The organism is Microbacterium sp. 2MCAF23 (genome assembly GCF_052115565.1).
In the GTDB taxonomy this organism is placed as follows: domain Bacteria; phylum Actinomycetota; class Actinomycetes; order Actinomycetales; family Microbacteriaceae; genus Microbacterium.
On record NZ_JBFRGY010000003.1, the window covers coordinates 174,600 to 186,765 of the forward strand.

Here is a 12,166-nt window from a genome sequence, read left to right on the forward strand (position 1 = left end):
CTTCCGCAGATCGACGCCGTTGTGGCGCAGACATCCGATGTTCGTGAAAAGCCCCTAGGATGACGCCATGGCAGTCACCGACGAGGCGATCGAGAAGATCAAGGCGATGATCGTGTCGGGCGAACTCGGCCCGGGCGACCGGCTGCCCCCGGAGAAGGAGCTTGCCGAGCGGCTCGGTCTGAGCCGTAACTCGATGCGGGAGGCCGTCAAGGCGCTCGAGGTGATCCGCGTCCTCGATGTGCGTCGCGGCGACGGCACATACGTGACGAGTCTCGAACCGCATCTGCTGCTCGAGGCGATCAGCTTCGTCATCGACATGCACGACGACGACTCCCTGCTCGAGCTGTTCGCCGTGCGCCGCATGCTCGAATCCCAGGCGACGGGCCTTGCCGCGACGCACGGCGACGACGAGGCGATCGCCGCCCTGCAGGCCGAGATCGCTGGCGTCGATGCGGGCGTCTCGATCGACGACCTCGTCGCGCACGACGTCCGCTTCCACCAGGACATCGTGCGGATGACCGGCAACGGATATCTCGCGAGCCTCATCGACAGCCTGTCGAGTCAGACCATCCGGGCCAGGGTGTGGCGCGGTCTCACCGAGCAGGGTGCCGTCGAGCGCACGCTCTCCGAGCACCGTGCCATCGCCGACGCGATCGCGCAGCACGACCCGTCTCTCGCGACCTCTCTCGCCACCGCGCACATCGCGGGTGTGGAGCGCTGGCTGCGCCAGGCCACCCAGGCCACCCAGGCCTGAGCCCGGGCGGCCGAGCGTGGGGCCTATTCCGCCCGCAGGCGCAGCTGGGCCATCCCGCCGTCCACCTCGATGAAGGTGCCGGTGGTGGATCCGGAAGCGGGGCTGACGAGGTAGACCACGGCACCGGCGACCTCGTCCGGCGACACCAGCCGGCCGTGCGGCTGGCGGGCGCTGAGCGCGGCGCGCTCTGCAGCGGGGTCGGCGGCGGAGTCGAGCAGGCGCCCGACCCACGGGGTGTCCGCGGTGCCGGGGTTGACCGCGTTCACCCGGATGCCCTCGCGGAGGTGGTCCGCGGCCATGGCCCTGGTGAGGGCCGACACCGCGCCCTTCGATGCGGAGTAGAGCGCACGCTGGGGCAGGCCGGTGGTCGAGGCGATCGACGCGGTGTTGCAGATCGCCGCGGCGGGGGAGCGTCGCAGCCAGGGCAGCGCCGCGGCGGACACCCGGGCGATGCCGGTCACGTTGATCGAGAGCACGCGCGCCCATTCGTCGTCATCGTTCGCCGCGACGTCGCCCTGGGCGCCGATCCCGGCGTTGTTCACGACGATGTCGATGCGACCGAAACGCTCGCCGATCGCGGTGATCGCGGCGTCGACGCTCGCACGGTCCGACACATCCGCGGTGAACGCGGCGAATCGCGCATCGGCACCGGTCACGTCCCGGTCGAGCACGGCGACCTGCGCGCCCTGATCGTGCAGCTGCGCGGCGATCGCCGCACCGATCCCTGACGCGCCGCCCGTGACGATCGCGACGAGTCCCTCGACCTGACCGGTCATGCCTGTGCCTCCCATGCCGTGAATTCCTGACGCTGGCCGCCCAGCCCCTCGATGTCGATCTCCACGACGTCCCCGGCGCGCAGGTACGGGAACTTCCCGCCGAACGCGACGCCCTGCGGCGTGCCCGTGAGGATCAGGTCCCCGGGTTCGAGCGTCATGTACTGCGAGATGTGGTGCACGATCTCGGCGACCGAGAAGATCATGTCGTTCGTGTTCGAGTCCTGCCGCGGTTCGCCGTTCACGAAGCTGCGCAGCCGCAGGTTCTGCACGTCGACCTCGTCGGGCGTGACCAGCCACGGGCCGGTCGGATTGAACCCGAAAGCCGCCTTGCCCTTCGACCACTGCCCGCCGGAGACCTCCATCTGGAACGCCCGCTCGGAGACGTCGTTGCAGACGACGAACCCGGCGATGTGCGCGGCGGAATCCGCGGGGGAGTCGAGGTACGCGGTGCGGGATCCGATCACGATGCCGAGCTCGACCTCCCAGTCCGTCTTCTCGCTGCCGCGTGGGATGGTCACCGCATCGTCGGGGCCGACCACGGTGTTCGGGGTCTTCAGGAACAGGATCGGAACCGTGGGCGGCTCCGCCCCCGACTCGCGGGCGTGCGCGGCGTAGTTCTGCCCCACGCAGATCACCGCGCTCGGGCGTGCGATCGGCGAACCGATGCGAAGCGCGTCCGCCTCGGCGAGCTCCGGCAGGGTGCCGGCATCGAGGGCGGCACGTGTGCGCCCGACCGGATCGGTGGCGAGGAAGTCGCCGTCCACATCGGAGGTCACGGACCGCAGATCGTGCGTACGGTCCTCGGCGATGACGACGGGGATCTCGGATCCGGAGTCGCCCAGACGCGCGAACTTCATGATTCTCCTGCCTTGTCTCGGGGATGGATGGATCCTCCGCCAGAACGGCGAGGGCGAACGCATCCCGCGTTGACAGTATAGACATCCGATGTTTACACTCCAACTGTCGAGAAGCGATCCGGTCGTCCGCGCCCCCGGTTCTCGACATCAGGCCCAGAACAGGAGAACCGTGAGCCGCATCGTCGCGCTGGAGACCAGCGACATCCGATTCCCCACCTCGCTCAGCCTCGACGGCTCCGACGCGATGAACCCCGACCCCGACTACTCCGCGGCATACGTCATCGTGCGCACCGACGCGGCGGACGGCATCGACGGGCACGCCTTCGTCTTCACGATCGGCCGTGGCAACGATGTGCAGGTCGCGGGGATCGACGCGCTCGCCGGGCACCTGGTCGGCCGTGAGCTGGAGCCGCTGCTCGACGACATGGGCGGGACGTTCCGAGAGCTCATCGGCGACTCGCAGCTGCGCTGGCTCGGGCCGGAGAAGGGCGTCATGCACATGGCCATCGGCGCCGTGATCAACGCCCTGTGGGACATCAAGGCCAAGCGCGCCGGGCTCCCGCTCTGGCAGCTGCTCGCCCGGATGACCCCGGAGGAGCTCGTCGAGCTCGTCGACTTCCGCTACCTCACCAACGCCCTCACCCGTGAGGACGCGCTGGCGATCCTCCGTGACGCCGAGTCCGGCCGTGCCGAGCGCGAGCAGCAGCTGCTCGCCACCGGCTACCCGGGCTACACCACGAGCCCCGGCTGGCTGGGCTACTCGGACGAGAAGCTCGAGCGCCTCGCCCGGGAGGCGATGGCCGACGGGTTCACACAGATCAAGCTCAAGGTCGGCGCCGACCTCGACGACGACATCCGCCGGTTCCGCAAGGCCCGCGAGGTGTGCGGCCCCGACTTCCCCATCGCGATCGACGCGAACCAGCGCTGGGAGGTGTCCGAGGCCATCGTCTGGGTGAACGCTCTCGCCGAGTTCCACCCCGCCTGGATCGAGGAGCCGACCAGCCCCGACGACGTGCTCGGCCACGCCGAGATCGCGCGAGGCGTCGCGCCGATCCGCGTCGCCACGGGCGAGCACGCGCAGAACCGAATGATCTTCAAGCAGCTGCTGCAGGCGGAGGCGATCCAGGTCATGCAGATCGACGCGGTGCGCGTCGCGGGCGTGAACGAGAACATCGCGAACCTGCTGCTCGCCGCGAAGTTCGGCGTCCCGGTGTGCCCGCATGCCGGTGGCGTCGGCCTGTGCGAGGCCGTGCAGCACTTGTCCATGTTCGACTTCGTCGCCGTCTCCGCCAGCCGCGAGGGGCGCATGATCGAGTATGTGGATCACCTGCACGAGCACTTCGTGGTGCCGACCGACATCCGTGGTGGCTCGTACACCGCGCCCACCGAACCCGGCAACGGCATGGAGATGAAGGCGGCAAGCCGCGCCGAGTTCACCTGGACCGGCGAGCACCGTGAGGCGGCGCGCATGTCTGAGCCCGTCGACACCGCCGCCCGGCCCGCGATCCCGGCTCTCGGGTACGGCGCCGCGAACGTGGGCAACCTGTTCCGCGCGCTGACCGACGACGAGGCCTGGGCGGTGCTGGATGCCGCGTGGGAGAGCGGGATCCGGCTCTACGACACGGCGCCGCACTACGGGCTCGGCCTCTCCGAGCGTCGGCTCGGCGCGTTCCTGAGGACGAAGCCGCGCGACGAGTACGTGCTCTCCACCAAGGCGGGCCGGCTGCTGCGTCCTAATCCCGAGCACGCCGCGGGCGGACTCGACACCGCCAACGACTTCTTCGTCCCGGACGACCTGCAGCGGGTGTGGGACTTCTCGGAGACGGGGATCCGCGCCAGCCTCGACGAGTCTCGCGAGCGCCTCGGCATCGAACGCATCGACATCCTCTACCTGCACGACCCCGAACGGCACGACCTGGATCTCGCGCTCGCCGAGGCGTTCCCCGCGCTCGAGTCGCTCCGTGCGGAAGGGCAGGTCGGGCGGATCGGCATCGGATCCATGACCGCCGACGCGCTCACCGCTGCGGTGCGCTCCGCCGACCTCGACACGATCATGGTGGCCGGGCGATACACGCTGCTCGAGCAGCCGGCGGCGGTCGACGTGCTTCCGGCCTGCGCCGAGCACGGCACGGACATCGTCGCCGCCTCGGTGTTCAACTCCGGGCTGCTCGCGCAGAGCGAGCCGCGCCGTGACGGACGCTACGAGTACGGGGCGCTGCCGGAGGAGCTCTGGCAGCGGCTCGCCCGGATCGCCGAGATCTGCCGCGCGCACGACGTGCCGATGCCGGCTGCCGCGATACAGTACCCGCTGCAGTCCCCGGTCGTGACCTCGGTCGTGGTCGGCGGAAGCCGTCCGGAGCAGCTCCGCCAGAACGCGCAGCTCGCCGCGATCGACATCCCCGCGGAGCTCTGGGGAGAGCTCGCGGCCGAGGCGCTCATCCCGGCTTGAGCGGCGACCGGCGCAACGGCCACGACGAAGGGAACGACATGCTCGAAGGAATCGACCCGCTGCTCACCGGTGAGCTGCTGCTGCACCTCGATCGGATGGGCCACTCGGACGCGGTCGTCATCGCCGACGCGCATTTCCCGGCGTGGGCGCTCGGCGCGCGCGTCATCGATCTGCCTGGCACGACGACGCCCGCTGTGGTCGCGGCGATCCGCTCGGTGCTGCCGCTCGACGATGCCCCCGGCATGGACCTCATGGAGTCCGCCGACGGGTCCGTGCTCGACGTGCAGCGCGAGCTCATGACCGCGGCCGGCACCGAGGAGCGGACCACGCGCTTCGTGGAGCGCTTCGCGTACTACGACCTCGCGAAGGGTGCGTACCTCATGGTGCGCACGGGGGAGACCCGCAAATACGGCAACGCGCTGCTGCGCAAGGGCGTCGTCGGGCACCTTTCCGCCTGAGCCGCACCACCCCAGGAACGAGAAAGAGGCAGGTATGCGACAGCAGTGGTTCGACGAGGCCCGGTTCGGGATGTTCGTGCACTTCGGCCTGTACAGCGGCGCCGCGCGGCACGAGTGGGTGCAGAACTACGAGCGCCTGACCACCGAGGAGTACCGGGTCTACTTCGACCATTTCGACCCCGATCTCTTCGACGCCGCCGCGCTCGCCCGCCGCGCGAAGGCGACGGGGATGGGATACGTGGTGCTCACCACGAAGCACCACGACGGCTTCTGCCTGTGGGATTCGGCGCTCACCGACTACACCTCGGTCACCGCGTGCGGGCGGGATCTCGTCCGCGAGTACGTCGACGCGCTGCGGGCCGAGGACCTGCGTGTGGGCCTGTACCACTCCCTGATCGACTGGCACCACCCCGACTTCACCGTCGACGCCAACCACCCGCGCCGCGACGACGCGATCGAGCACGATCGCAACCGCGAGCGCGACATGGACCGCTACCGGGCGTATCTGCACGGACAGGTGCGCGAGCTGCTCACGCAGTACGGCGACATCGACTACCTGTTCTTCGACTTCACCTACCCCGAGGCGAAGGACGGCTGGGAAGGCAAGGGGCCGCGCGACTGGGACGCGGAGCCGCTCCTCGCTCTCTGCCGCGAACTGCAGCCGCAGATGCTCGTGAACGACCGCCTCGGGATCCCCGGCGACTTCGTGACCCCGGAGCAGTATCAGCCGACCGCGCCGATCGTGGTCGACGGCCAGCCGCAGGTCTGGGAGGCGTGCCAGACGATCAACGGCTCCTGGGGCTACCACCGCGACAACCACGACCAGAAGTCGGCTGTGCTGCTCGCGCAGATGCTCGCCGACTCCGTGTCGATGGACGGCAACATGCTGCTCAACGTCGGGCCGGACGGCCGGGGGAGCATCGCCCCCCGCGATGAGCGGGTGCTCGCCGAGCTCGGCGAGTGGATGCGGCTGCACCGCCACGCGATCGTCGGTGCCGGGCACGCTGCCTTCGCCGCTCCCCGCGAGGGCGTCTACACCCGGCGCGGCGACCGCCTCTACCTGCACCTGTTCTCGTGGCCGCTCGGATACGTGCACCTCGAGGGCCTCGCCGACCGGGTGACCTACGCGCGGCTGCTGAACGATGGATCCTGGCTGAAGACGTCGGTCACCGATCCTGACCAGGAGGCGACTCTCATGACGCTGGCGGGGGAGGCTGAGGGCACTCTGACGGTACATCTGCCCGTGCAGCGCCCCGACGTGCTGATCCCCGTCATCGAGCTGACGCTCGCACCGGGCGCCTGACCGGCGCGGCCTCGAGGCTCACGCCACGGGGTCGACGAGCTCCATCGCCAGCCGGGCCGCGCCGTACAGCGCCGCATCCGGCCCCGTCTGGGCGGACTCGATCCGCAGGGTCTGGGTGGCGAGGGGATGGCAGGCCTCGTACACGCGGCTGCGCACGGCGGCGAGGAAGGGCTCGCTTGCGCTCATGCTGCCGGTGAGGAACACGGCGTGCGGGTTGAAGAAGTTCACGACTCCGGACAGCACCTGACCGAGGTGCGTGCCGGCCGTGCGCACGAGTGTGGTCGCGATCGGGTCGCCGTTGCGTGCGAGTTCCAGCACCTCCGCGGCGCCGGAGACGGCAACGCCGCGCTCGCGCATCTGGCGGACGAGACCTGCACCGCTCGCGATGGTCTCGAGGCAGCCGTGGTTGCCGCAGGAGCACGGGATGTCCGCGGCCTCGGCGACGCGGGTGTGCGTGATGTCGCCGGCCGCCGCGGTGGCGCCACGGTGCACGGAACCGGCGACGATGATGCCGGATCCGATCGCCGTACCGGCTTTGACCGTGATGCTGTGCTGATCCCGGTGGAGACTGCGATGGTGCTCGCCCAGCGCCATGAGATTCGCGTCGTTGTCGACGGCGGCGGGGACGCCGAAGCGTTCGGTCAGAGCCTCGCCGACGCGGAACCCGGGCCACCCGGGCATCCGTGAGGGCTGGTCCACGCTGCCGGTCTCGAAGTTGACGGGCCCGGGGAGCGCGATGCCCACAGCTCGGATGTCTGTCCCCTCGGCGAGGTCGCGCAGACCGGCCTCGACGAGGGCGAGCGTCGCCTCAGGCCCGTCTGCGATCGTGATCGGGATCGTGGCCGTCCGGTGCAGATGACCGCCGAGGTCGAGGACGCCCAATCGGGCGTGCTCGCCCCCGAGTTCCGCGGCGAGCACGCGGTGCGGCGTGCCGCCCAGGGAGAGGCGGCGGGCGCGCCGCCCGCCGGAGGACTGCGCCTGACCGTTCTCTCGCAGGATTCCAGCGTCGACGAGCTCCTGCACGCGCAGGGAGGCGGTCGACGGTGCGATGCCGAGCAGGCGCGCGAGATCCGAGCGGGACGATGCCTCCCCGCGCGTCACCAGCTCGACGATCTGTCGTGCGTGGTCACCCGACGTGGGTGTCTCACGACGGTCAGGGGACCGGTCAGCCGAACGTGCCATGACACTTCCTTCGAGATCGAATGAAGATCACTCTAATGCGGAAGTCGCCGGACGTCGGGATTCATCACGGAATTCTCACGATCCGACGCAGACATCCGATGTTCGGCTGGAGTTTCCCGGGCGCCTCTGACAAGATGAGGGCATAACCCCGAACTACTTCGTTCGACATCGAATGAAGCAAGGATCTGTTCGTGCCTGAGGAGGCATTTCAATGAAGAAGACTCACCTCGTCCCCGTGGCGGCGTTCACGGTGGGCGCCGCGCTCGCGCTGACCGGCTGCGGCAGCTCGAGCAGCAGCGCCGGCGCCGACGACAAGACCGTCGTGGTGGACATGTGGGCGGGATCCGCCGACGACACCAAGGCGCTCCAGGCGCAGATCGACGTCGCCAAGAAGCAGAACCCCGACCTGAAGATCGAGCTGCGCACCGCGCCGTGGAACGACTTCTTCACGAAGCTGACCACGAACATGGCCTCCGGCAACATGGCGTGCGTCACCGGCATGAACAGCGGCATGCTGTCCGGCTACACCTCGGGCTTCCAGAAGCTCACCGCGGACGACCTGAAGACCGCGGGCCTCAAGGAGGACGATTTCGCCTCGGGCACGACCGAGATCCTGAAGAACAAGGGCGACCTGTACGGCCTCCCCTTCGACACCGCCACGATGCTCGTCTACTACAACGCCGATCAGCTCAAGGCCGCCGGCGCCGCAGACCCGAAGCCGGGCTGGACCTTCGATGATTTCGAGAAGACCGCCAAGGCCGCCACCCGCGACGGCAAGCAGGGCTTCGCCGTCGGCATGGGCGATTTCCAGTGGCAGGCGCTGCCGATCGCGAAGGCGGGCGTGCAGCCGGCGTCGCAGGACGGCAAGCTGCAGCTCACCGACAAGAAGTTCTCCGACGCCGCGACCTGGTACGCGGGGCTCGTCACGGACCAGAAGGTCGCTCTGCCGGTCGCCAGCGCCTCGGACGGCGGCTGGGGCGAGGACCAGTACTCCAACGGCAACGCCGCGATGGCGGTCGACGGCACCTGGAACGCCGTCAGCTACCTGAAGAACGAGGCGGGCTTCACCGCAGGCATGGCGCCGCTGCCGGGTGAGGGCAAGGACTCGCTGAGCCTCATCCTCGGCTCCGGCTACGGCATCTCCAAGACCTGCAAGAACAAGGACGCCGCGCTCAAGGTGCTCGGCTCGCTGCTCAGCAAGGACTCGCAGGACTACATCGCTTCCTCGGGCCGCAGCTACCCGGCGCGTGCGGAGAGCCAGCCGCTGTACTTCCAGTCCATCGATGAGAAGTTCCGTCCGCAGGTCGAAGAGGTCTTCAAGGCCGCCTTCGCGAACGTGCAGGGTCAGTACGTCACCGACAACTGGTCGAAGGTCGGCAGCTATATCCAGCCGCAGCTGGTGAGCGTCTACAACGGCCAGACCCCCATGGCCGAGGTGCTCAAGAGCGCTCAGCAGCAGTTCGGCAAGTGATCGACTCCCGGTCCGGCGGATCCGTCCGCCGGACCGGGACACCAATCTGGAAGAAGGAGGAACGGTGACCATCGCTGCATCCCGCCGCCGCGCGTCGCAGAGCCGACGCGGTGCTCCGCCCCGTCGCGGATCCCTTACGCGCGCGGAGGGCCGTCAGGCGCTCGGCTTCGCGAGTCCCGCCCTGATCGGCCTGGCCGTGTTCACCGTCGTGCCGGTCGTGCTCTCCATCGTGATGAGCTTCTACAACTGGCCCACGTTCGGCGACAAGACGTTCAACGGCGTCGGGAACTACATCAAGCTCTTCACGTCGAGCCCGGACTTCTGGCCGGCGATGCGCAACACCGCGGTCTTCACGATCGTCTACGTGCCTCTCAGCATCGTCTGCTCGCTGATCCTCGCCATGGCGCTCGGCCCGCGGATCCGCGGGCGTGGCGCGCTGCGCGTGCTGTTCTTCATCCCGGTCGTCACGCCGATGGTGGCGAGCGTCCTGGTCTGGAAGATGATGCTGCAGCCCCAGGGCCTGTTCAACGGGATCGCGCAGGGCTGGTTCGGCATGAAGCTGCCGAACTTCCTCGCCGACCCGTTCTGGGCCATGGCGATGGTCATCATCATGAGCGTGTGGCAGGGGCTCGGTTACAACATGCTGATCTTCTCCGCCGCGCTCGAGCAGCTGCCGGAGTCGGTCATCGAGGCGGCGCGCATCGACGGGGCCTCCGGCTTCCGGATGCAGTGGAGCGTCGTCGTCCCGATGATCTCGCCGTCGATCTTCTTCGCGACGATCATGACCATGATCACGTCGTTGCAGGTGTTCGCGCAGCCGCAGCTGCTCACCGGAGGCGGCCCGGGCAACGCGACGCAGCCTCTGGTCCAGTTCATCTACAACCAGGGCTTCAAGTTCCAGGATCTCGGCATCGCCGCCGCCGGCGCGTGGATCCTGTTCGCGCTCATCATCATCATCACCGCGCTGCAGTTCGGGGCGCAGAAGAAGTGGGTGCACTATGAGCACTGATCTGCAGCAGGCGGCCATCCGGGAGTCCTCCGAGTCGGTGGAGGTCGCGGTCGAGGACCGCGGAAAGCGCTCGAAGGCGCCGCTGTCCGGCGGCGAGCGGACGCGACTCATCATCGCGCACGTCTTCGTCTACCTCGCGGCGCTCATCTTCGTCTCTCCGCTGATCTATTCGTTCTTCTCGGCGCTGAAGCCCAACAACGAGATGTTCTCGATGCCGCCGAAGCTCGTCGGATCCGAGGTGCGCTGGTCGAACTTCGCCGACGTGTTCGCGTACGGTCCGTTCCTCACCTATATCGGAAACTCGTTCTTCGTGGCCATCGCGGGAACCCTCGTCGTCCTCATCGTCTCGACGACCGCGGGGTACGCCTTCGGCCGACTGCGCTGGCGTGGACGCGACGCGGTGTTCGTGCTGTTCCTTGCGACCCTCATGGTCCCGGCTGAGGTGCTGGTCATCCCGATGTTCCAGGTGATGCAGTGGCTGAACTGGGTCGACACCTACCAGGCACTGATCTTCCCGTTCGCGTTCACCGCTTTCGGCACGTTCCTCATGCGGCAGTTCTTCCGCGGCATCCCCTACGAGCTCGAAGAGGCGGCCCGTGTCGACGGCGCGGGACCCCTGCGCTCCTTCCTCCAGATCATCCTGCCGCTGGCGAAGTCCGCGGTCGCGGTGCTCTCCGTCTTCACCTTCCTCTCGTTCTGGAACAGCTACCTGTGGCCGCTGATCGTGACGGTCGACTACAACGCGCATGGCACGCTCCCGGTGGGCCTGGCAACCTTCTCCGGCCTGACCGGCACGCGCTGGGATCTGCAGATGGCGGCGGCGATCATCTCGATGGTGCCGACGACGGTCCTCGTGATCGTGCTGCAGAAGCACCTGGTCAAGGGCATCGCGATGGCGGGGCTCGGCGGACGATGACTCACGATGCAGGATCCGGTGCCGCGCAGCACCGGGAGACGAGTGCGCCCGTGATCTCGGGCGTCGACATCGGCGGGACGAAGATCTCCGCCGTGCTGACCGACGAGACCGGCGCGGTCCTGGCGAAGGGCGTCGTGCCGGCGCCCGCCGCGGAGGGAGGCGCCGCGATGGCGGACGCCGCCGCCGGTCTCGTCCTCCGGCTGTGCGACGCGCTCGGCGCTTCCCTGGCCGGGGCGGGCGTCGGTGCGGCAGGCGTGATCGACCAGGAGCGCGGCGTCGTCGTCGCCGCCTCCGCCACGTTCACCGACTGGAGCGGCTTCCCGCTCGCCGACGAGCTCGCGCTGCGCCTCGGCGTGCCCGTGTGGGTCGAGAACGACGTGAACGCCTTCCTGCTCGGCGAACTGCGCTGGGGCGCGGCCCGCGGGGAGAGCGACGTGCTCGGCATCATGCTCGGCACGGGGGTCGGCGGCGCGATCGCCCTCGATGGCGCGGTGCACCACGGCGTGCACGGCGCGGCGGGGGAGATCGGGCACACGCCCGGCTTCAGCGACCTGGTGTGCACCTGCGGGCAGACCGGACACCTGGAGACGCTCGCCTCCGGCACCTCGATCGCCCGCCGCTACCGCGCGGCGACCGGATCCGATGCCACCGCCCCGGAGATCGCGGATCGGGCGAGGGCCGGGGAGACCGCGGCGCTCGACGTCTTCACGGAGGCGGCCCGTGCGACGGCTCTCGCCGCCTCCGTCGCGTCCTCCCTGCTCGATCTCGGCATGGTCGTGATCGGCGGAGGGGTGCGCGAGGCCTGGGATCTGCTCGAGCCCGGCATCCTCGATGCGCTGCGCACCGACGCCCCGGTCTCCGGGTTCCCGCTGCGCATCGTGCCCGCTGAGATCTCCGCCGACGCCGTCGCGCGAGGAGCCGCGGCGCTCGCCTCCGCGCGACTCGCCGATTCCGTCCCCGCCCCCGTCTGAACCACCCGCATCGCCTGAGA

General features: G+C 69.1%; 11 protein-coding genes. 8 read left to right on the plus strand and 3 right to left on the minus strand.

Going from position 1 to position 12,166, the window contains the following annotated elements; translation table 11 throughout:
• Positions 1-67 precede the first annotated feature (67 nt).
• On the plus strand, positions 68-754 hold the full coding sequence (locus AB4078_RS04260; protein WP_441976082.1) for a FadR/GntR family transcriptional regulator: 687 nt from the start codon (positions 68-70) through the stop codon (positions 752-754).
• Between the two features lie 23 nt (positions 755-777).
• Here the strand turns inward: AB4078_RS04260 and AB4078_RS04265 are convergent, their stop codons facing one another.
• Positions 778-1,530: an SDR family NAD(P)-dependent oxidoreductase gene (locus tag AB4078_RS04265; protein WP_440732062.1), complete on the minus strand. Its 753-nt coding sequence runs from the start codon at positions 1,528-1,530 to the stop codon at positions 778-780.
• Positions 1,527-2,387 (minus strand): fumarylacetoacetate hydrolase family protein, encoded by an 861-nt coding sequence (locus AB4078_RS04270; protein WP_441976083.1) that lies wholly within the window; start codon positions 2,385-2,387, stop codon positions 1,527-1,529. The genes AB4078_RS04265 and AB4078_RS04270 overlap by 4 nt, the downstream gene beginning before the upstream one ends.
• A 169-nt stretch (positions 2,388-2,556) precedes the next feature.
• Between AB4078_RS04270 and AB4078_RS04275 the strand changes: the two genes are divergently transcribed.
• Genes AB4078_RS04275 through AB4078_RS04285 form a run of 3 tightly spaced genes read left to right on the plus strand, consistent with a single transcriptional unit; the run spans position 2,557 to position 6,597 of the window.
• The gene (locus AB4078_RS04275; RefSeq protein ID WP_441976084.1) at positions 2,557-4,836 is read left to right on the plus strand and encodes an aldo/keto reductase; all 2,280 of its coding nucleotides are present in this window, start codon (positions 2,557-2,559) and stop codon (positions 4,834-4,836) included.
• Between the two features lie 38 nt (positions 4,837-4,874).
• Complete coding sequence (locus tag AB4078_RS04280) at positions 4,875-5,294, plus strand: RbsD/FucU family protein (RefSeq protein WP_441976085.1); 420 nt, start codon at positions 4,875-4,877, stop codon at positions 5,292-5,294.
• Between the two features lie 34 nt (positions 5,295-5,328).
• Positions 5,329-6,597 carry an alpha-L-fucosidase gene (locus AB4078_RS04285; RefSeq protein ID WP_441976086.1) on the plus strand — a complete coding sequence of 423 codons (1,269 nt, stop codon included), beginning with the start codon at positions 5,329-5,331 and terminating at the stop codon, positions 6,595-6,597.
• An 18-nt stretch (positions 6,598-6,615) separates the two neighbouring features.
• On the opposite strand, the gene AB4078_RS04290 is transcribed toward AB4078_RS04285, so the two are convergent.
• Entirely contained in the window at positions 6,616-7,779 is a 1,164-nt protein-coding gene (locus tag AB4078_RS04290; RefSeq protein WP_441976087.1) for an ROK family protein, read from the minus strand.
• A gap of 211 nt (positions 7,780-7,990) precedes the next feature.
• Here AB4078_RS04290 and AB4078_RS04295 point away from each other — a divergent pair, with 211 nt between their 5' ends.
• The 4 genes from AB4078_RS04295 (at position 7,991) to AB4078_RS04310 (ending at position 12,146) form a co-directional block, all read left to right on the plus strand.
• Complete coding sequence (locus AB4078_RS04295) at positions 7,991-9,250, plus strand: ABC transporter substrate-binding protein (RefSeq protein WP_440732055.1); 1,260 nt, start codon at positions 7,991-7,993, stop codon at positions 9,248-9,250.
• Between the two features lie 64 nt (positions 9,251-9,314).
• Complete coding sequence (locus tag AB4078_RS04300; RefSeq protein ID WP_440732054.1) at positions 9,315-10,259, plus strand: carbohydrate ABC transporter permease; 945 nt, start codon at positions 9,315-9,317, stop codon at positions 10,257-10,259.
• Positions 10,249-11,175 carry a carbohydrate ABC transporter permease gene (locus AB4078_RS04305; RefSeq protein WP_441976088.1) on the plus strand — a complete coding sequence of 309 codons (927 nt, stop codon included), beginning with the start codon at positions 10,249-10,251 and terminating at the stop codon, positions 11,173-11,175. Before AB4078_RS04300 ends, AB4078_RS04305 begins: the two co-directional genes overlap by 11 nt.
• The gene (locus AB4078_RS04310; RefSeq protein ID WP_441976089.1) at positions 11,172-12,146 is read left to right on the plus strand and encodes an ROK family protein; all 975 of its coding nucleotides are present in this window, start codon (positions 11,172-11,174) and stop codon (positions 12,144-12,146) included. The genes AB4078_RS04305 and AB4078_RS04310 overlap by 4 nt, the downstream gene beginning before the upstream one ends.
• The last annotated feature ends 20 nt before the right edge of the window (positions 12,147-12,166 follow it).

Coding starts and splice junctions, on each gene's coding strand:
- AB4078_RS04270 (WP_441976083.1), bottom strand. CDS start 2,387: ATGAAGTTCGCGCGTCTGGGCGACTCCGGATCCGAGATCCCCGTCGTC.
- AB4078_RS04295 (WP_440732055.1), top strand. CDS start 7,991: ATGAAGAAGACTCACCTCGTCCCCGTGGCGGCGTTCACGGTGGGCGCC.
- AB4078_RS04285 (WP_441976086.1), top strand. CDS start 5,329: ATGCGACAGCAGTGGTTCGACGAGGCCCGGTTCGGGATGTTCGTGCAC.
- AB4078_RS04265 (WP_440732062.1), bottom strand. CDS start 1,530: ATGACCGGTCAGGTCGAGGGACTCGTCGCGATCGTCACGGGCGGCGCG.
- AB4078_RS04305 (WP_441976088.1), top strand. CDS start 10,249: ATGAGCACTGATCTGCAGCAGGCGGCCATCCGGGAGTCCTCCGAGTCG.
- AB4078_RS04260 (WP_441976082.1), top strand. CDS start 68: ATGGCAGTCACCGACGAGGCGATCGAGAAGATCAAGGCGATGATCGTG.
- AB4078_RS04290 (WP_441976087.1), bottom strand. CDS start 7,779: ATGGCACGTTCGGCTGACCGGTCCCCTGACCGTCGTGAGACACCCACG.
- AB4078_RS04310 (WP_441976089.1), top strand. CDS start 11,172: ATGACTCACGATGCAGGATCCGGTGCCGCGCAGCACCGGGAGACGAGT.
- AB4078_RS04280 (WP_441976085.1), top strand. CDS start 4,875: ATGCTCGAAGGAATCGACCCGCTGCTCACCGGTGAGCTGCTGCTGCAC.